Source organism: Lactobacillus sp. ESL0237 (assembly GCF_003692985.1).
Classification (GTDB): Bacteria; Bacillota; Bacilli; order Lactobacillales; family Lactobacillaceae; genus Lactobacillus; species Lactobacillus bombicola.
Window position 1 is genome coordinate 226,169 of the sequence record NZ_REHE01000007.1, and the last position, 20,403, is coordinate 246,571.

19 protein-coding genes, 1 pseudogene and 1 other annotated feature are annotated in these 20,403 nt (G+C 32.4%); of the genes and pseudogenes, 6 read left to right on the top strand and 14 right to left on the bottom strand.

Going from position 1 to position 20,403, the window contains the following annotated elements; translation table 11 throughout:
* Window positions 1-162 precede the first annotated feature (162 nt).
* A pseudogene (locus tag F5ESL0237_RS03970) lies at window positions 163-423 on the bottom strand (ATP-binding cassette domain-containing protein); the annotation flags it as partial.
* Here F5ESL0237_RS03970 and F5ESL0237_RS08455 point away from each other — a divergent pair.
* A complete protein-coding gene (locus F5ESL0237_RS08455) occupies window positions 354-854 on the top strand; it encodes a hypothetical protein (protein WP_199700027.1) in 501 nt (166 codons plus the stop codon). The pseudogene F5ESL0237_RS03970 and the gene F5ESL0237_RS08455 sit on opposite strands and share 70 nt — an antisense overlap.
* A 735-nt stretch (window positions 855-1,589) precedes the next feature.
* On the opposite strand, the gene F5ESL0237_RS03975 is transcribed toward F5ESL0237_RS08455, so the two are convergent.
* The 3 genes from F5ESL0237_RS03975 to F5ESL0237_RS03985 form a co-directional block, all read right to left on the bottom strand.
* A complete protein-coding gene (locus tag F5ESL0237_RS03975; protein WP_090092076.1) occupies window positions 1,590-2,186 on the bottom strand; it encodes an NAD(P)H-dependent oxidoreductase in 597 nt (198 codons plus the stop codon).
* 850 nt (window positions 2,187-3,036) lie between these two features.
* Window positions 3,037-4,452, bottom strand: a complete 1,416-nt coding sequence (locus tag F5ESL0237_RS03980) for a DASS family sodium-coupled anion symporter (RefSeq protein WP_122024694.1) — start codon at window positions 4,450-4,452, stop codon at window positions 3,037-3,039.
* A gap of 44 nt (window positions 4,453-4,496) precedes the next feature.
* Window positions 4,497-6,293, bottom strand: coding sequence for an FAD-binding protein (locus tag F5ESL0237_RS03985; protein ID WP_370448611.1), 1,797 nt, complete (start codon window positions 6,291-6,293; stop codon window positions 4,497-4,499).
* Window positions 6,294-6,491: 198 nt separating this feature from the next.
* Here F5ESL0237_RS03985 and F5ESL0237_RS03990 point away from each other — a divergent pair, with 198 nt between their 5' ends.
* Complete coding sequence (locus tag F5ESL0237_RS03990; protein WP_122021731.1) at window positions 6,492-7,379, top strand: LysR family transcriptional regulator; 888 nt, start codon at window positions 6,492-6,494, stop codon at window positions 7,377-7,379.
* Between the two features lie 51 nt (window positions 7,380-7,430).
* On the opposite strand, the gene F5ESL0237_RS03995 is transcribed toward F5ESL0237_RS03990, so the two are convergent.
* Window positions 7,431-8,081 (bottom strand): SLAP domain-containing protein, encoded by a 651-nt coding sequence (locus F5ESL0237_RS03995; RefSeq protein WP_122024695.1) that lies wholly within the window; start codon window positions 8,079-8,081, stop codon window positions 7,431-7,433.
* A 422-nt stretch (window positions 8,082-8,503) separates the two neighbouring features.
* Between F5ESL0237_RS03995 and F5ESL0237_RS04000 the strand changes: the two genes are divergently transcribed.
* Both F5ESL0237_RS04000 and F5ESL0237_RS04005 read left to right on the top strand, forming a co-directional pair.
* Window positions 8,504-8,794, top strand: coding sequence for a glycosyltransferase (locus F5ESL0237_RS04000; RefSeq protein WP_122024696.1), 291 nt, complete (start codon window positions 8,504-8,506; stop codon window positions 8,792-8,794).
* Between the two features lie 202 nt (window positions 8,795-8,996).
* Window positions 8,997-9,278, top strand: coding sequence for an HU family DNA-binding protein (locus F5ESL0237_RS04005; RefSeq protein ID WP_090092084.1), 282 nt, complete (start codon window positions 8,997-8,999; stop codon window positions 9,276-9,278).
* Window positions 9,279-9,325: 47 nt separating this feature from the next.
* Here F5ESL0237_RS04005 and F5ESL0237_RS04010 read toward each other — a convergent pair whose 3' ends face one another.
* From F5ESL0237_RS04010 to F5ESL0237_RS04025, 4 genes are all read right to left on the bottom strand, one after another.
* Window positions 9,326-10,027, bottom strand: a complete 702-nt coding sequence (locus tag F5ESL0237_RS04010) for a methionine ABC transporter permease (RefSeq protein ID WP_122021734.1) — start codon at window positions 10,025-10,027, stop codon at window positions 9,326-9,328.
* Window positions 10,020-11,081, bottom strand: coding sequence for a methionine ABC transporter ATP-binding protein (locus F5ESL0237_RS04015; protein WP_122021735.1), 1,062 nt, complete (start codon window positions 11,079-11,081; stop codon window positions 10,020-10,022). Before F5ESL0237_RS04015 ends, F5ESL0237_RS04010 begins: the two co-directional genes overlap by 8 nt.
* Window positions 11,082-11,099: 18 nt before the next feature.
* On the bottom strand, window positions 11,100-11,951 hold the full coding sequence (locus F5ESL0237_RS04020) for a MetQ/NlpA family ABC transporter substrate-binding protein (RefSeq protein WP_122021736.1): 852 nt from the start codon (window positions 11,949-11,951) through the stop codon (window positions 11,100-11,102).
* Between the two features lie 46 nt (window positions 11,952-11,997).
* Window positions 11,998-12,237: a binding site (T-box leader), on the bottom strand.
* Window positions 12,238-12,368: 131 nt separating this feature from the next.
* Window positions 12,369-14,654: a BspA family leucine-rich repeat surface protein gene (locus tag F5ESL0237_RS04025; protein WP_158592425.1), complete on the bottom strand. Its 2,286-nt coding sequence runs from the start codon at window positions 14,652-14,654 to the stop codon at window positions 12,369-12,371.
* A gap of 255 nt (window positions 14,655-14,909) precedes the next feature.
* Between F5ESL0237_RS04025 and F5ESL0237_RS04030 the strand changes: the two genes are divergently transcribed.
* Window positions 14,910-15,221: a TipAS antibiotic-recognition domain-containing protein gene (locus F5ESL0237_RS04030; protein WP_158592388.1), complete on the top strand. Its 312-nt coding sequence runs from the start codon at window positions 14,910-14,912 to the stop codon at window positions 15,219-15,221.
* Between the two features lie 184 nt (window positions 15,222-15,405).
* On the opposite strand, the gene pnuC is transcribed toward F5ESL0237_RS04030, so the two are convergent.
* The 4 genes from pnuC to F5ESL0237_RS08630 all read right to left on the bottom strand — a co-directional run bounded on the left by pnuC (window position 15,406) and on the right by F5ESL0237_RS08630 (window position 17,319).
* The gene (gene pnuC, locus F5ESL0237_RS04035) at window positions 15,406-16,119 is read right to left on the bottom strand and encodes a nicotinamide riboside transporter PnuC (RefSeq protein ID WP_122021739.1); all 714 of its coding nucleotides are present in this window, start codon (window positions 16,117-16,119) and stop codon (window positions 15,406-15,408) included.
* A gap of 118 nt (window positions 16,120-16,237) precedes the next feature.
* Entirely contained in the window at window positions 16,238-16,627 is a 390-nt protein-coding gene (locus F5ESL0237_RS04040) for a MerR family transcriptional regulator (RefSeq protein WP_122024698.1), read from the bottom strand.
* Between the two features lie 3 nt (window positions 16,628-16,630).
* Window positions 16,631-17,005, bottom strand: a complete 375-nt coding sequence (locus tag F5ESL0237_RS08625; protein ID WP_370448612.1) for an aldo/keto reductase — start codon at window positions 17,003-17,005, stop codon at window positions 16,631-16,633.
* Between the two features lie 44 nt (window positions 17,006-17,049).
* Window positions 17,050-17,319 carry an aldo/keto reductase gene (locus F5ESL0237_RS08630; protein WP_370448614.1) on the bottom strand — a complete coding sequence of 90 codons (270 nt, stop codon included), beginning with the start codon at window positions 17,317-17,319 and terminating at the stop codon, window positions 17,050-17,052.
* Window positions 17,320-19,431: 2,112 nt separating this feature from the next.
* On the opposite strand from F5ESL0237_RS08630, the gene F5ESL0237_RS04050 reads away from it, so the two are divergent.
* Window positions 19,432-20,013 carry a DUF6287 domain-containing protein gene (locus F5ESL0237_RS04050; RefSeq protein ID WP_122024699.1) on the top strand — a complete coding sequence of 194 codons (582 nt, stop codon included), beginning with the start codon at window positions 19,432-19,434 and terminating at the stop codon, window positions 20,011-20,013.
* Between the two features lie 103 nt (window positions 20,014-20,116).
* On the opposite strand, the gene F5ESL0237_RS08530 is transcribed toward F5ESL0237_RS04050, so the two are convergent.
* On the bottom strand, window positions 20,117-20,403 hold a 287-nt coding region (locus F5ESL0237_RS08530), incomplete at its 5' end, for a YjcQ family protein (RefSeq protein WP_233551886.1).

The window sequence follows — 20,403 nt, forward strand, 5'->3', positions numbered from 1 at the left end:
CCTCATTAGATAGGTGAATTTCTCCTAACCTATGAGTGATTAGTTACTTACTCATTAGTTTTATAATTTTTTATTTTAGTATATTAAGTTAAATAAGGCTATTTTTCTGATAAAAAATCTCTAACAAATGTAGTGCAACGAAAAGGTTAGACATTTTATTATTTATCTATCTTGATAATCCGCTAAATTAATTACCTGATCATACTTGTCTAAATCAGCAATTTGATAATGATGAATTACCTCTACGAAGGTTAAATTTGAATGCAATAATATCTGATGAATTGCGGCTGAAGTCGCTTGATCAAGTGAAGCATTGATTTCATCAAGTAATAAAATTGGACGTTTCGATAAAATTGCTCTTGCTAATTCAATTCTCGCTAACTGTCCACCAGATAGCTTGTCGGCATTATCCCCTAATTGATAATAATTTAAATAATCAAATAGCGGATTTTTACCCTGGTACAATTAAGGATAGTCAAGTACAATTTGGTGCTAATTTAGCAAGTGTCGCTTTTCAAGAAGGTGATGCTAACAGTGATAGAGATTATGTATTAGATCATATCGTTGGTAAAGGTAATCATGATAATTGCTTTGAATCTGATGAAAGATATACCGGTTCTCCAGATGGTCTTATTGAATTTGAAAAAGAGTGCTTAAAATTTCAATTAGCACGCAAAGGTAAAACATTTTCAGATTTTAAAGGCTATAAGATTGGTGCTTATGTAGTACCGCAAAGTAAAAATGAATTTGAAAGTAGACAATATGGGGAGGTTTTAGTAGTCCTAGTTCCACCGAAGGCAAAACTGCCTGCAGTACCTCCTAAACATATTTTTAGCGTAAATGATGTAAATTAAAATTAAAAGATCAATTCTAAGTTTCGTTAGAATTGATTTTTTTAGTGTATAAGCTATTTTTTAAGATTATTTAAAAAGCAACGGTTACCAAATCTACCCAATACCTTCTTTCATTAACTTTAAGCTCTACTCTTACAGTAGACTCACAGTTGGCATAAACAGAAGTCAATTACATTGTAAATGATAGATATATTTTGCTTCTAGTTTTATCCTTAAAAACATAGCCACTGAATAAAGCAATACTTACTTCATTACGGTTGCTAGTAGTTTCAATTAGATGATGTAATGCTGAGGGGACGATTCTAAGGAGCTTTTTATTAACTTACATTGATAACTATTCTTAGAATCGCGATTCTATATTTAAAGCAAAAATTTTATTAAGCGAATACAAAGCTGTGAGAAATCACATGCTAGTTACAAGATTTATTTCTCACAAAAAAGGGCGCTTTACCTGCGTCCTTCATTCTTTTCTTTATACCTAGCAATATTCATTTTCAAAATTGAAACTGCCATAAGTAACTGCTAACTTCAAGATTTCACATCTGCTGAATATTGAACCTAAAAATATTTAGCAACTATTGCTCCTATATCAGATAAAGATTGTCTTTCACCAATGAGTTTATTATATATACGGCTTAAATTTTCTTGTATGACAAAAGTTGAGCCGCTTTCCAAGTCGAAGTAACCTTATCACTTAAGGGCTTAATTATTCCAAACCAGTTACAACTACCCTATTCAATTATTTTTCACTACCCATTCACTTACGTAGTTAGCTATTTTTTCCAAATATTCATTTCTTTTGTTCATACTACTATGATCAATATTACCAAAATTTTTCCATACTCGATTTTTAAATTTAAGCTGCTTAAGTGTACTATTAATAAAAACTTTTTTAATAGCATTGCCACAAAACATCTTCAAATAAAATGTCGGAGAAGTTGAGGTTGTAAGAACTAACGTCTTTTTTATATTGTTAAGGTTTCCTATTAACCCAGTACTGCCTACATTGTAAGCAAAGTCCTTCTTCATTACTTTATCTATGAAGCCTTTTATAATAGCTGGCGTATCATTCCACCATATTGGAAAAATAAATATAACTTTATCTGTATTTTTGATAATCTTCTGGTACTTACTAACTAAAGGATCAATTGTTTTTCCAACACTAAATAAAGATAACTCTTTAGCAGAATATGTTGGATCAAATTTATCATTATATAAATCTATAATTGTATAATCTTCTTTATTATCTCTCATCGCTTTTATAACTTTATTAAGTATTGCATGGTTAAAGCTTTTTGTGTAAGGATGTGCGTATATTATTGTTGTTGTCATTACTTTATCTCTCTTGTCTTAAATTTATTGATAATATGTAAAATATTTTTTAGTATGCATACTAGAGACAAAAAATATAATTCTTGCCTCACTCTTAAGCCATCCCTTAAAAAGTTCATTTACTTCGCCATACAATAGCAGCAATTCAAACTTGATATCTGTCGTATTAAAATTATGTCTTCTTTTATTATCTAGAACTTCCTTCTGAAGTTTTTGGTATCAATTATCATTTTTTCCCCCTAAATTAATAACTTGGTCATACCTGGAAATTTCTTGTTCGCTTAATTCATGAGCTATTTGTATAAAGCCTCTATTTATAAAAAATAAATAAGTTCTAACCTTACTAGAAGTAGCTTCATCTAATAGCAAAAACTTGTTAGTTAACAATAAAGCCCTTGCTAAAGCTATTCGCTACTTTTTATCAAATTTATTATAAATGACTAGTTTTTTAATTTCTATTATTTCAATCGAATACTTTATTTTATATATGTCAACATTATTATTTAAAGTAATATTATCAACCGCAGTACCAGGAAATAAAGGTTAATTTAAATCAATATAAATAAATAATATTTTATTTTTTAACTTAAAATATTTAACCCTTTACAAGATATACCATATTGGTCAAATATTGCCTTTAATAACGGTGCCTTCCCTATTCCTGCGCCTACAAATGATAATACGCATCTAATATCCGGCTTCCCAAACTCAAGAGCCTTATTTGTTTAACCATTTTTTCATAAACTCCCCCTTTCTATTTGAATATTTAGTCATAAAAAAAGCGCTCCTAATAGTTAAATTAATGTCTAACTATTATGGAGTACTTCAAAGGCTGAAATTTTTCAATTAATTACCACATACCAATAACTTTAGTCCATAAAAGACCGCCGCCAAGCCAGATAATGTTAAGAATTATTCCGATAATTGCACTAAGCCGCCACCAGTCTTTATTTGAAACATAACCAGTTGATGATAAGAGTGCAGCCGGACCAGCGGAATAACTGGTAGTTGACAAGTATAATGACCCATCTAGCGCCAACATTAATGCGGCCATAATTGGAGGTACACCAGCACCGATCGCAATTGAAAGAAAGCCAGCATATAAGGCTGAAATTTGAGTGGAAACACTAGGAAATAAATAATGTAAATAGAAATAAGCTAAATACAAAATTACTAAAACCCAGACCCAATTCATACCATTTAACATGCTTCCCAAAGTTTTTGAGAACCATGGGAAAAAGCCAAGTTGCATTAATTTTTGTGACATTAACATAATAATTGAAAGCCAAGTCAAAATATTCCATGCAAAGCTTTGACCAAGAATGTCTTTAACATTAATAACACCACAAATTAATAATAAAGCCACGGCAATAAAACTAACTAAAGTAGCATCAATACCAAATTTAGGCCCGATTAACCAAAGCGCTACTGCTAAAATAAAAACTATAGCCATAATTTTTTCAGCTAAGGTCATTTTGCCTAGTTCTTTTAACTTATTATCTGCCCAAGCATGCGCATTAGGAGTTTCTTTGATTTTGGGCGGATAAATTTTATACAAAACAAACGGGATAACCAATAAAGAAATGATTCCTGGTACAATTGCTGCTAAGAACCATTGCATCCAAGAAATCTCAATATTTTGCGTTTTCGCAATTCCTAAAGCTACCATGTTCCCGGCCAATCCAGTCAGAAACATCGTTGACGTAACAATATTAACTTCATATTCATTAAAAACCAAGTAAGATCCCATATCTGCTTGGGTTCCCTTTTTAGGATCTGATCCCATCTCTTTAGAAAGGTTGTCAATAATTGGATACATAATACCATTGACTCTAGCATTATTACTTGGAATTCCAATGGCGAGCACTGTTTCAACCATGGATAAGGCATAAGCCAAACCTAATGTTCGCTTACCAAAAGTTTTAACAAAGAAATAAGCAATTCTTTTTCCTAAACCTGATTTAATAAAACCAGCTGCCATGAACATACACATTGCTACCATCCATGCAGTTGAATTCCCAAAGCCAGCAGTGACTTCTTCCATTTTAAAAATACCGGTTAAGGTGGCAATTACAATAGCAATAATTGTAGTAGCCATCATAGGCAATGGCTTAGTGATGCACGCCACAATCGTTGCAATAAAAATTGCAAACAAGTGCCATGCCTGAATATTAATAGCTGTTGGTCTGATAGGCGTTAAAAGCCATAACCCTAAGCCTAATACAAGTGGTAAAATCCACTTTTTCCATTCAAATTTATCTAACATTTTCTCTACTTTCTATTTAAAATTAGCGTATTATCAAGTATAAATTAATGCTTTTGCATATTATTAATTGCTTGCTTAACTGCCTCTTTAAAGGCAGCACTAGTCGTACTTGCGCCACTGACTACATCAACATCAGTTGTTTGCTTCTCTAGCATTTCCTTAGTCAATACTGGAATCGCTTTACCACCCAGCGAAGGTGTTTCTTTCTGTTGCAAAGTTTCAATCTGGGTCAGCTGCTTACCATTAGCTGTAACTCTAACCACTATTGGTACATCATTAATCCCGTTTTCACTAATACCAATGCCTTGATTTTCGCCAGCTTCATAATCAGTTGCCAAAGCATGGGCATCGGATTTGAGCTCAGGATTTGCTGAAGCGCCAGTAACCACATCAACTGCAGGTAGCTTACGCTTTACTAAAGCAGCATTTTCACCAGCAATCTTGCCTGAAATTAATAAATCCGCAATGCTATTCGCACCAACATACTTGGTCGCAAATATGTCGCCAAGTTCACCCGCTTCATATAAGTGGGGTATTACGTTATTTTGCAAGTCAAGCACTTCACATTTTTCATTTCGCCGTGCTCCACCATGAGTATGTAGAATATTATGTCTAATTGGAATTGCATAATATGGTCCTGCACCAAAAGCACGCATCGTTTCAAGCTGACGATTGAGGAACATATCACGTTTTTGTTTTTCAACCAGATAATTAAAATCGGCAACTGCTTCAGTTAGTTTAGGGGCAGCAATCTTTTCCGCTAATTCTGTAAGCGAATCTGCTTTGACTGCATACGAAATTAATTGCTTAATCTGATCAGCTTGAGCTGAATCATCATTGGCTAACTGATGATATTGTTTTTCATCCATTACAATGTGCGGATGATTCTGATTAGGAAGCATAATCCAGTTGCCATGATTATACTTGTAACCATGACGATCTTCTTCGTCTTCACGGTAATAACGAGTACCATCATCACCGGCAACAAAAATGCTCCCATTAAACAAGCTCTTCCAATTAATCATATACGCAAATTTTTCACGTGGCTTACCTTCATTTAAGGAAAAACCATGTGAATCGTAATTAGACATATGCCATAATCTTGCTCCAGCTTCAATTGCTAAATCGATTCCTTTACCCTGATTATAAAGTGTACCAATTGGCGCTAATGATCCTTGGCCCAAAAAAGTTTGCACCATATCTTGGTTATTCTCAAAGCCACCACAAGCTAAAACAACCCCGTTGCGAGCTGCAACATTACGCTTGATTGCGTTGTGTTTAATTTGTACTCCTAAAATAGTCTTAGTTTCTGGATCCTGAATCAAATGCTCTGCTGGACTTGAGAACCAAATATCTATTTGATCAAGACGTTCATATACTTTTTTACGTAATAATTTCCAAAATCCACCATTATACATTCCTGTAGTCATACTTTGCGAACGCATAGTTTCAGCATGATTATATTCAGGATATTCACCTTTAGGTCGGCGTCCTGTATATTGAGCTTCAATATCAAAGTATTTTTTAGCATATTCCTTCATTTGCAAAACATTGTTTACAAAAGTATCCAAGTCTTTAGGATCATACTTAAAAGGATAATAAGTTTGCTTATAATATTCGCGCAAGTCATCGAAGTTATCACTCCATGCAAAAGCCCCACCTGCATAACGGGTATTGCCTCCTTCATGACCTTCTGGAGCAGCATCAATTAATAGAACTTTAGCCTTATTATCTGCAGCAAATCTTGCAGCTCCAGCCCCAGCTCCACCAAAACCTACGACAATTACATCATAGACTGCATCCCATTTTTGAGTTGAATCATAGATCAAATTAATTACCATCACTTTCTTAAGAAATATTTACTACATGCAATATAGTCTGTCTTTTAAATTTAGTCTAATTAAATTTTTTCTCCAAAAAGGGCAGACAACATGAGCTATATGCTACTCTATCTAGTGTTCTTGCATTTTTATTTAAAATTTAATATAATTTAAACAGATACATTTATAAATTTTTTTTATTTAATTTAAGGTAAGCATATGAATGAAAAAGACTTATTATATTTTTGTAAGCTTGTTGAAACGGGAAATTATACAGCAACTGCTTCTTTTTTTGATGTAACCCAACCAACAATTTCAATGGCCGTAAAACGATTAGCTGAAAAATTTGATGATCCGTTGATCATACAAAAAAATCGTAAAAGTAAAATAATACTAACCGACGCTGGTGATTTGTTATACCAAAAAGCTAAAATTTTACTTCAAGATATTGCTAGTATCAATTATGATGTTAAACATGCCAGCGATAAAAAAATTCGTTTAGCCTTTTCTGGCGAAGCCGGTAGTTTATATATAGCAGACATTGTTCAGCAATTTCATCAAGCAAACATTACTAATTTAATTGAAACTCACATTGAACGTTCTGCAGATGCTTTTGCAGACTTAACAAATGGAAACGTTGATGTAGCAATTTATTCTTGGATGGTGCCAATTAATGATCCGGAATATTTTATTCATAACTTACAAAAAACAGAATTAGTAATAATCACTGGTACAAACGATCAATGGAAGGATGTACACGAGATTAGGGCTAAAGACTTGCGTAACCGTAAATTTATTGCGCGAGCACGTGGCTTTTTAACTCGTGAATGTCTTGAAGAGGAAGCAAAATTAGGTGATTTCACCCCTAATATTATTTACACTGCACCGACAATGAAATTAATGATTGATTTGGTTAAGCGCAATGTAGGTATTGCCCTGGCGATGGAAAGTAGTATTCAGGATGAACAGGGAATTCATATTATTCACCTACGACCTGGACAAAAACTTTGGGCTTATATGCAAATTGCAATGCGTAAAAGTTTTGTCCCTAATAAGTATCAACGTCAAGGAATTGAAATTTTACGTAATTTTGATCCTAAAAAATAAAAAGGTAGTCAATCATTTATGGTTGACTACCTTTTTTACTATAATAAATATTTATTCAGCTAAAACTTCTGCACTTTTTGAATCCAAATCAGCCCATTTAATAAATTGCTTTTCTGATATACCAACAAGTTTAATTCCCTTAACTTTCTTAGTTGAAAATACCACTACTTTTTTACCTTTTTTTACATAATAACGAGGATCCCTTACTCCTTTTGCATTATAGACAAAAGCATTTCGCTTAACTCTGTATCTGACTGCCTTTAAAATTTTCACATTAGCTGGTTTGATAAATTGATTCTCTTTATTATTAAAGCCAATTAGGGGTTTACCATTTACAGTAGTAAAACTACTAATACCAACAATTAAACCTTTCTTCAACTTTTTATTCTTTACTCTTTTACCGTGCTTATCATAAACATAAGAATTTCGGGTTAATCTAACCGTTTTGCCCATTAAAGAAATAGCATTAGTATTACCATTAGGCTTTTCTGGAGATTTCGGAGTCTCGGTAGCTGTTTTATTACTACTATTATCAGTTTTATTCGCATCTGACACTGGTGTCTTAGAAGAATTACTTGCTTCTAATTCTGTTTTACTGACCACTGGACTATTCGCCTCAGCTGCTGATACTGGTATACTAGCACTTAAGCCAATAAGGGCAGATGCTGTACCGACAAAACTAATTAATATTTTTTTATTCATACTTAAACCTCGTCCATATTTTTAAACTGAATTAAACATATTATACAACTTTCTTTTTATAATAACTTGAAATATGAACAAACAAGTCTCATCTTTTAAATATTGTAAATTTTTCTTAAAAGAGAATAATAATGAAACAAAAATTTACCGAAACAATTGAAATTTTTAGTAAAAAAATTGGCATAGAACTAAGACCATTAACAATTAATAAAAAAGCTGAATTTTTCAAAATCATTGCTTAACTTCAATGATTACCAGCAAGAAATGTATTTTTGGCTTCGAACTGGGTAAATTTCACCTACTAGTTTGCATCGAATTATCTATTTGGATCCAGATATTTTAGTAATTAATTAAGCCCTTATGGCGCATTTTAAATAAAAAAATATTTGCTGCAGCAAGTGCATGAGGGCTTAACAGACATTATGAGTTCACTCAATAGTATTAGACTGGGAACAAAGAATGGCTATTTTAATTCTGGTGTTATGGTAATGGATTTAGATAAAATGAGCGAAAAAATTAGTTTGAGTGCTACATCTTCTACAATTAAAAAATATCATGACATTTTAATTTTACCAGACCAAGATATTTTAAATTATCTGTACGGGCAAAATATCTTAAAAATCCCAGAAATTAATTGGCACCATGATGCACGTGCATATTCAGTTTATTTAGCAAAAAGAAAATCACACACGTTTCAAAGTACTTTACCTTAATTATCAGCAAATGGTTAAAAGAATACTTGCGGACCAAAATTATTATAAGATTTAGCTTTTTTCTATTGAAGGACTAGCTAACTGTGCTAAAATAATAAAAGTTGTCAAAGGGTAAGTGAGACAATACTTTACAGAGTTTACGTATAGTTTATTGCGAACTTGCTTTGACTAGTAATAAATTTTATAGAAAAGAGAAGGAAATATGGCTTCAATTAATAAATCTGAGCTTACTAAAGAAGTTTCAGCGAAGACAGAACTTAAGCAGAAAGATGCTGAAAAGGTTATCGATGCCTTAATTGAATCAATTAAGGAGAACTTGGCTAAAGGCGAAAAAGTACAAATTATCGGCTTTGGTTCATTTGAAGTTCGTGACCGGGCAGAAAGAAAAGGTAGAAATCCTCAAACAGGTAAGACTTTAACTATTCCAGCAACTAAGGTACCTGCATTTAAGCCTGGCAAGGCATTAAAAGATGCAGTTAAATAAGTTTATAAAAAAAGCAACGATTAAAATCGCTGCTTTTTTTATAAATTTTATCTATTTTGATGATTTAATTTCTTGGCAAAAAAGTCACCTACCACTTGTACAATAAAAATCATAATTACTATTAGTACAGTAGCTATAAATGTGACATCATTATCATAACGAGTATAGCCATAAGAAATAGCTGTATTGCCAATTCCACCTGCGCCAATTGCTCCAGCCATCGCCGTTAACCCAATTAAACTAATGACTGTTACAGTTGATACTCGAATTAATTCTGAGCGTGCTTCTTTCAAATAAACAGTAAAAATGATATCCCAAATAGTTGCCCCGAGACTTTGTGCAGCTTCAATTTTACCATGGCTGACACTTTCTAATGCTACTTGTACTTGACGAGCATAAAAAGGAAAAACACCCAAAGTTAAAGGGACAAGAGCTGCTCTAATTCCAATCTTGGTTCCTACGATTTTCTCAGTAACTGGCTCAATAAAGGCAAGTAAAATGATAAATGGGACTGCACGAAATATTGATACCACCTTATCACAAAAATTAAACCAAAAATGGTTAGGCCGGATACCGTTGCTATTAGTTAATACCAAGACAATACCAAAAATGATGCCTAAAAGTCCCCCAAAAATAGCCGACCAAAAAGTCATATAAAGTGTTTGACCAATACTAGTCCCCCAGCCAGTATCACCTAACCAGCCTAAATTTACAACATTTGGAAAAATCTTGCTGAACCAACTAACCATACAAATTCCCCTTCTCATCTAATCTAGTAACTGTTACTTTTGCTTCTTTAAGAAATTTAAGCGTTGCTTCTTGCTTAGTTGGATTACCTTTAACTAAAACCAGCAATGTGCCAATTGGTTCCCCATCAAGAAGTTCTACATTACCATATAACATACTGGCTTCAACGCCTATTTCGCGATATAGGTCAATCACGATTGTTTTAGTAACGTTCGCCATACTATAGACAAGTTGATATATTACTTCATTATCTTTTAATTCGGCTAATTTTAAGGACTTCAAGGTATTAATTACTGCACCTGAACCGCCAACAAAACTTTTTGCTAAGTCAGATTGCGGCCTAAGCACTATGTCATGCAAATTCCCTTGCTCAACAATTTCACCCAACTGCATTAATGCGACTCGATCACAAATTTGTTTTACTGCTGCCATTTCATGGGTAATCAGTACAATCGTTAAATTTAATTCTTGTTGCAATTTTTTTAATAAAGATAAAATTTGTTGAGTATTTTGAGGATCAAGCGCACTAGTAGCTTCATCCGAAATCAAAATATCGGGTTCATTAGCTAGCGCCCTTGCAATAGCTACACGTTGTTGTTGACCACCTGAAAGCTGAATTGGATAAAAATTTGCTTTATCTTTTAAATCAACTAATTCTAATAATTGTAGTGCTTTGGCATTAATTTCTTTTTCTTTCAGTCCAGAGTGTTTTAAGGCAAAAGCCACATTTTCAATAACTGTAATTTCATTTAATAAATTAAAGTTTTGAAAAATCATGCCGATTTTTCTACGAGCAATTTGTAAATTTTTATTAGTAATAATTTGCTGACCATCTTTGATAAATTCTGTACCATTAACTTTAATTGTACCCGCTGTTGGCTTTTGTAATAGGTTAATCGTTCTTACCAGAGTTGATTTACCCGCTCCAGAAAAGCCAACAATGCCAAAAATTGTCCCCTTTTCGATTGATAAATTAACATCATGAACAGCATGAACCGTTTTATCAGTATGATTAGCAAAATCGACATTTACATGTTTTAATTCAATAATTGCCATTAAATTTATCTCCGTTTATTAAAACTTAACATCCCAAGCTGGTATTGTTGCATCACCGTAATATTTTTTAATTAATGCTTTAGTTTCAGCAGTTTGATAAGCCTTAACTACCGCTTGATAATCTTTATTATTTTCTTCTCCTTTACGTGTGCAGATGATATTAACCCATTGCAAGGAATCCTTATTTACTGGTTCAACAAAAATAGTTTCCTTTTTACCAAGACCGGCTGGACTAGCAAAGTCATTATTAACAACTGCTGCATCTACGGAACTAACTACCCGACCACATTGATCAGCACTGACTTCCTTGATTTTTAGCTTCTTAGGATTTTTAACAATATCAGCAATTGTAACCAAGGCCTTGCCTGGACGTAATTTAATGAAACCAGCATTTTTTAAAACAAACAAAGCACGAGATTCATTAGTTGCATCATTAGGAACCGCAATTGTTGCACCACTAGGCAACTGACTTAATTGGTGATACTTTTTTGAATATAGTCTAATTGGATTAATTTCAGTTCTACCAATTGCAACTACACCGTTATGATTTGCCTTATTCCATGCCTTTAAAAAAGCATAATGTTGGAAAGCATTTAAATCAATATCGCCATCCTTAACTGCACTATTGGGTTGATTATAATCAGTGAAACTTTTAATTTTAATAGTTACACCATACTTTTTCTTTGCTAAAGCAGCTGCGTGGTCCCAAATGTCCTGCTTAGCTTTAGTCGAACTCACAATTCCAACTGTAACTACATGACTTTTTTTATTGTTAGTAGTCTTATTTTGACTAAAACTAAACCAACCAGCAATACCAATTATTGCTATAGCAATTAATCCAATAATAATATTTTTATTTTTTTTTGTCATTTTACAACCTCCAAAATTAAACAAGCAAAAAAGCACTCGTCCTTAGCAAAAGGACGAGTGCTTCGCGTTACCACCTTAATTTCATTTATTACTCACGTAATAAACCTCATTAGCTATCAAACAATAGCTTGCAAATATAACGGATGCAACACCGCTACTAGCTAAATATCACCAGCAGACATCATTTCAAGCCCATATTCACTAGCTTTTACTAACTGAGTTTCACCAAACCTCAGCTCTCTTTATTAGTAACTGGCATAATTACTCTGCTTTTCAAGATGTATTAATTATTTAATTGTTTATTAATTTAGCACTTAAAATTAATCTTGTCAACCAAAATTTAATTTTATTTTTAAAGATTAATAATTATAAATAATTTCTAGCAAGGGGGGCTTTACAGACTTAAAAGGCAAATTATTAATCTTTTTTGCGCTTTAACCATAAAAGACCAACTGCAGATAATAGCAATGCTCCTCCTACAGAAAGTAATACCATATTACTCTGCTTTTTTGCTCCAGTTTTAGGTAACACAGTAGTTATAGGATCTTTTAGTTTATCTGTGTTAGTCAGCTTATTCGGTTTGGTTGGCTCCTCTGGTTTAGTCGGCTTGTCTGGTTTGGTTGGCTCTTCCGGCTTAGTCGGCTTATCTGGCTTGGTTGGCTTGTCTGGCTTGGTTGGCTTGTCTGGTTTGGTTGGCTCTTCCGGCTTAGTTGGCTTGTCTGGTTTGGTTGGCTCCTCCGGTTTAGTCGGCTTATTTGGGTTGGTTGGCTCCTCTGGTTTAGTCGGCTTATCTGGGTTGGTTGGCTCCTCTGGTTTAGTCGGCTTGTCTGGTTTGGTTGGCTCTTCTGGTTTAGTCGGCTTGTCTGGTTTGGTTGGATCACTTATTACATTCTTACTATAAATATAGGTAACAGACTGCGGCGTCTCGGTAAAATAGCCATTAACTGAACCTTTAGCCTCTTTAAAAGTATAATCAGGAATTAGCTTTGCTGATGTGTAATATACATCACCAATTTTCCCCTTCAAAACTTCATCAGCTGCAATTTTGGTTCCAGCCTCATCTACATATTGAACAAGCACTTGCGCCTTAGCATAAACAAAGGTAACAATCTTGTTCTTTCTATCTTCAAATCGGCCACTTGTATCACCAACTATTTCTTTTAATATATAGCCCGGAACATTAATTCTTGAAACATCAGTGTATTGCTCATCGATTAACCCCCTTCTAACCTGATCCGGCGCCAGAATATTACCATCTTCATCTCGATATTGAGTAGTCACACTACCAAAACGAATATAGGTATCAGCATCTTTTCCCGCTTGGTATTCGTTTGACATCTCCCGTGGAAACCAAATATTAGAACCCTTAGCATTGGTTAAAGTTCCCCCAGCTAGATTTACCCAGCGACAGTCTGGTGGTAGACCATGGAAACCATCTTCAAAATAAGTCCAGCCATGCATATCACTATTTTTTATATCACAATTTTTATTTAATACTAAAATTTTTAACTTGTCCATTCCTGCTAGCATTGCAAAAGTATTTTGATCATCGGAACCAATGGGTGGTTGATTAAAGCGCGGGATACTTCTCATATCAAAATGGCTTAAGTCTAATTTTTCAATATTTGCACAACCGAAAAACATTGCCCCCATATGAGTTACTTTAGCTGTATTAAATTTATCTAAGTTTAAACTAGACAAATTAATACAATGGCTAAACATACAATGCATATTAGTTACATTTGCCGTATCAAAATTACTGACATCTAACTTAGTAAGCTCCGTACACCCAGCAAACATGTTCTCCATATCCGTAACCTTGCTAGTATCAAAGCCACTAACATCTAGGTTAGTCAATTTAGAACGTCCTATACCTTCATCGAACATCCTTTTCATGCTAGTAACTTTGGAAGTATTAAATCGACTAACATCTATCGTTTTTGCATTATAGCAAGATTCAAACATCGAAGACATATCTGTAACATTAGCAGTATTAAACCTGCTAACATCAATATATTCAAGGCTATAACAATCGCTAAACATATTTTGCATATTGGTCACTTCAGTAGTGTCGAGATTATCTAAACCATCTATCTGAATCAAATTGGGTAAAGTGGCAAACATGTAGCAAGCAGAACCAATAATTTTTAGTTTTCCAGTTATTTTGATTTGCTTAATCTCAATAATTTGCTTAATCTCAATTTGCTTAATCTCAATTTGCTTAAATATTGGTTCTGGATCATTTAAAATTTTGGGAGAAGTTTCTGTACCCCCAGGAATAGTCAAAACTTTTGAAACATCATCGTAGGTCACTGATATTCCATTCCAAAGGTAATTAATAAGGGAACGTTTAGGATTAGAAATTTCTCTAGGAAGATTAGCTTGCTTTATTTTTTTTTCAGTATTTAAATCATTTGTCTTAGTTATGTCTTGCCCATAATCTGTATTATCAGGCATATCGATACGATTAGTTATATCTTCTGAAATATTTTCTTTTTGCAATTGATTATCATAATCATCAGCCTTATTTAAATTACTTTTATTGCTATTATTCGTTTGCACATTTTTTTGTTCTTGATTTTCAATAATATCATCAGCTTTAGCTGTCTTACTATTTGTTAAAAGAAATATACCTAGTGTTGCAGCAGTCGCACTAGTCAATACAATTTTTTTCCTTTGTTTATTTACACAATGACTATTCACTTTGAGCCTCCAGAAGTTAAATAACATTCATTATTTAATTATCGCTATTTTTAAGTAAATAGTCAACTTCTAACAATTAAAATAATAATCAATTGAATAATCACTAAATAGTGACGCCGATTTAGATTCAAAACTAAAATAAAAGAGTTATGTTAATTAATGCCAAAATCAATTTATTAATTCAAAACATGTTTTTTCAAGTTAATCTTGCTATAGTAGTTATTGACATAAATAATTATGAGGAGCAATGAAAACATGTCAAAAAATGCTGATAAACTTATCGAAGAAAAATTCAATAAACTAAAAATAGCTGAGGCCGATTTAGTACGTGATTTACAAACCGTAATTAGTCATCCTGAAGAAGAAAATAAACTTAGTAAGCAAATTTTCCAAAATCATCAAGCGTGGCTTAAAATTATTATGCCAAATTATTCTCCAGAAATTCATCTAAGTATTGTTAATAGTTATCAACGCGATAAACGTTATCGTTCGTACTATGATGATAAAGCTGGTAAGGGAGCAACCGAAATTTTAATCAAAAGTGTCAAAAAATATTTAACTAAATAAAGGCAGTCCCATTAATAATGGGACTGCCTTTTAAGATAGCTATAGTTTCACGCAAAAAATATTTTCAACATACTAGTGATTTTCTTAGTGTCATTTACTTCTCTTAAGAAATTTTTATTCTTTTTAAATTACAAAATTGAAGTAGCAGACTATTTTGCTTATGATTCTTCGATTAGCTAATTTTTTAATGGAACCAATGCGTATGCTTATCAGTAAACGCTAATAAGTCATTACTCAAATACAAAATGTAAGTAAAAAATAAAGTTAAATTAGCATCTCCTTGAAAGGCCGTTACTCCCCAAAGAACAACAGATAAGATACCTTGAATTGTCCAAAAGTAATACTGCTCCCGAAACCGCAAGGTACATAAAAGTGAACCAGTTAAGCCAATTGCACCTGCAACTGCATCAATTAAAGGTCTCGGACTAATGAAAACTTTTGTATCCATTAAATATAGCAATCCAGTAGTTACAACAAAAAAGAAAAACGTTAACAGCCATTTAGAAGCATTCAATCCGCGAATATGTTTTGCGGCATCTTTATTCCAAGCTGGCAATAATAAGACTGGCAAATCTAACAGAAAAATATATGATGCTTGCAAAACAATGTTGGCATAATTTTTAGCTGTAATTGATATTATGATGTAAATAATTGAAGATAGTAACCCTAATACCCCGTTGATTGCTTTAGCATTAGTGATTGCTAACGTACAAGTAAAACCCATAATTGCCGCGATCATTGTTACAAATGTAATTAAATTAATTGGAGCAGAGATTGTTGTACCAATAATCACACCAATTCCGAGCATTAAGAGCATATAAGTTTTAAAACTCCAACCTTGCATTTGGTTAACGTACCAATTTATTTTAAATACATTTGTATTTGGTTCAAATTTCATGTATTATCCTACCTTTTCTTAAAAGTCATTGGTTAAAAAACACGTTCTCAATCATAACATTCTTGAACAGATAGAAACAAGAGTTTAACCAAAAGTTAATAACAAATAGAGCTATAAACTATATTTTTTGTTCATAGGCTAATTTTTCTTTTTCATAAGTAAGTAATTTATCGTCAAAATGGTCAATTTTATAGTTTAAATAATTTATTGTTTTTTGAAGCTGGGCTTGTTGTTGCTCTAATTGCTCACGTTGCTTAATTAGTAAATTCAACCGTTTTTGCGCTGTTTCTTTTTGACGATAATTGAATAGGAATACTTTTAGTTGGGATACAGGCATCCCCGCATTACGTAAAACTTTAATATAAAAAATCCAATTTTGATCTATTTCGCTATATTGGCGATAGCCGTGGTCATCGCGCTTAATTGCTGGCAGTAAACCCACTTTTTCCCAATAGCGTAACGTATCTTTTGATAAGACAAACTTTTTACTAATTTCATTAATACTCACAAACTACCCCTTTTTATCTACTTTTTGTATCATATCATAAATACGTTGTACCGCAGCTGGATCTTGATGATCGAAGAATTGACTTTTCTTTTGATCTAAAGAATTAATTAATGTAACTTCTTTAGCTGTTAATTCAAAGTCAAAAATATTACTGTTTTCAATTATTCTTTTTTTATGAACAGATTTCGGAATAACCACAATTTTTCTTTGAATTAGCCATCGTAGAATAACCTGACTGACTGATTTATGATATTGCAGACCAATTTTAGTCAACAAAGAATTACTAAAAAGTTCATTTTTTCCTTCAGCAAAAGGAGCCCAAGCTTCTGGCTGAATCTTTTTTTCTTTTAAAAATTTAACTGCCTTGGATTGTTGCATCCATGGATTGATCTCAATTTGATTAACAGCTGGTTTTATTTCATTTATAACGTTAAATCTAAAATACGATCTGGCTCAAAATTTGAAACTCCAATTGCCCTAATTATACCTGATTCATATGCTTCTTCCATTGCACGCCAGGAACCATAGACATCACCGTATGGCTGATGAATTAAATATAAATCAAGGTACTGCAATTGTAATTTATTTAACGACTCTTTAATTGCTCTTCTAGTTGCTTCATATCCTGTATCGGATACCCAAAGCTTAGTGGTAATAAATAAATTTTCCCGTGATACCTTACTATTTTTAATTACTCATATCAAATTACTAGTTCATATAATGTTGCTTTAAAAATAGATTATGTCAAACTTATTTAATATCTACCTGCAACAGTAACTTTTTAGATAATTTTCCATAATAAATACAATAGCTAGATTAAGTGAGCGTTAAAATAAGAAAAGCCCGAAAAGAAATAATCTTGCGGGCTTTTTAATATCAAGGAATTATAGATAAGAAGTTGCTTCCAGATGAAACGATGACTTTTACAGTAGAACATTTATCTTATTAACACTCTTTCTGCTTACTCTTTTTCTAGTTTCTGTTAATTCCTCCATAAAACCCAAGTTAAGAACACCTTTTTATTTTTAAAAGTTTTCTTATAATCATATTTATGATTTTCAATTATAATACTTTATAATTGATAATACTTTCAATTACCATGGCAATAATTAGACTTATTATTACAGTTTTAATTATTATTTTTGGTCTCAAATCGATTTTTGTTTTAATTGTCCAATTATCCTTTGATTTTTTAAATTCATAAATTTTGTTCATTGTTATTTTTCTTTTCATAGTACACTAATTTATATACAACAGCAACCAAACTCTTCTCTGTTGTTATCATCTATAAATATTTATAAGCTTTTTACCATATAGTTGCAATTAAACTCACTTTTTTCCCAAAAATGGGAAATACTTTAGTCTAGTTCCAATAATCAACGCAATTCTTTTATCGTTAATGCTATTTTCTATTAGGTTTTCGCTTAGTCGCAGCATTATTTAGCCAACTTACCCTCGCCTAAATTTACTAATAGTAGAAAAATAGATACTTGATTGCATAATTTTTAGCTTACATAAAAAACTACTAAGAGAGACCATTCTCTTAGTAGCTATGTTCAAATTTATCAATAAGGAAATCGATAAATAGAAATAAATCTCTAGTTGAACAATTACAGTTTAACATAAGTCGCAACTTAAAGATAGGAAATTATAGGGCAATTGTTAATACCAAAATAAACTATACTTAAAAAGTCGCTTTATTATTCAAAACAGTGCATTTTTAATTTTTTACCGTTTGTAATCGTTGATATTATAGGCTTTTTAAAAGTATTTAAGGAGATTAAAGTGATTAATTTATAATTAATAATGGTTAATTACAAAGTTGGCAAACATCTCTATGCTTTTAATTCAGTCCTACGTTGTTCAACCTATTCTAAAATATTTTCTAAGTCTTCTTTTGTAGCTAAATTAAGGATAAAGTTTTTAGCTGTAGACCACTTATTTATATATGATTTTATTTTTTTGTTTTTTCGTCCCACTTTTTATTAGCACGTTTCTTTGCTTCACTTAGAGTCATAATAATTCACCAATTGCAAATAATATTATTCCAAGCAAGATAGCAATTATTGCTGATTTATAATACTTTTTTCTTTTTTGTCATGTTATATAGGTAGCAAAGAGTGGAATTTAGCTCCACATCTTTTGATTATTTACAAAAGGCTTTAGCAATTTTTTCATTTGATTCTTGTTGAAGTCTTTTTTATTTCTTTGCCATCTACTTTCACCTCCTTATATATATTGATTATAGTGCATTATGAATAATAATTGATAATTAATTTATATTTTTGTATAAAAAAAGCCCTACTAAGGGTAATATAACTCCTAAGTGTGGAGCTATCAAATGACGGTAACTTAAACGTTTTTATATTGGCCTGCAATCTGACTCTGTAAAGATTTATTGGTCTTGCCCAGCTCATCTGTCTTGGTTTTCATTGCTTCTACATAAGCGCCATGTAGGCTCATGACCTTGTCAATTTGTTCATCGGGTTAAAGCTAATTTTTTTAATTCTTCATGTTTCATATTTTTCCTTATTTCATGTTTTCCTCCAAGCAAAAGCAGGGCTCTCGGACTGTCAAGGGACGAGCGCCCCTTGCGCTGGCTAGCAAAAAATCCTTTAAAGCACCTATGAATAGAATCAAAGACGTTCTTACTAAACATAAGGAATTAACCTTTGATTTTAATGAGTATCGTGATACCTTGTATATTGAAGTGCATTAAAAAAACAGCTACTAGAGCTGTAATGTAAAACATTAAATTTTCTGCCCATAGCTTCAACCTATGGCAGATTATAGGGAGGTTAATTATGAAAAAAATAGTAACTGCAGTATTCAGTACCCTATTAATGGGTTTAGGGCTGATAACTACTAGTAGCACTACAATTAATGCCACAGTAGCTACAAAAAATAGCAATTCAAAAATGAACTTTAAACAAATTAAAAAGGGAGACTACACTAGCTTATTAGGTAAATGGAAGCAAGTTGCAGGAATGCACAATGCTTATGATGGTAAAGGTATTACTTGGTATAAGTTAGATCCTAAACATCCGATATTTAAATTAAAAATCACAAAACATCAAATAAAAGAATTTAGTGGAGATAGAAGAACTAAATTTGAAACTTTTCATGGAAAATATATTACTGTCAAATCTGCATCTGGTAAAGGATACGAAAGTGCCAAATTAAAATGGTCTAAAAATAATCACTTCTTTGGAGCTAGTGAAGATGTCGGAGCAATCAATTATGCTATTACATTTTATCCTAAAAATGTTCCAATTTACGATGACAAATATCATAGAAAGCAACCTAAGGAGATAGATAATAAAAAAGATCGTATTGAACTTTGGTGCAGCAATATGGGGTCCGTGCAAATTTTTCAACGGAATTAGCCGATTACGAATAAAACAAAAAAGCCCTTAAGAACTCGTCTGGAAAACTATTCTTAAAGACTTCACATGTAAACAATTAGCCAAAGCTTTTTATCTACCCTATTTAGCAAATTAATAAGGAAAAAATATGGCATATTTTAAAAAACGCGGCAACAGTTGGCAAGCACAAGTATCGTGGTATGACACAGACAAGACTAGGAAGTATAAAACAAAAAGTGGCTTTGCCACCTCCTAGCAATATGCCACTATCTAACACTGGTGAAAACGTAAGTCCTTTAATGTAGCCATCATCACTTAGCATCTGTAGCGTGCGAATGAATTGTTGCTGAGATATATCGAAAGTATCAGCTTTCAATATATTAGGGTCTGCATCTTGACCATTTTCATAGC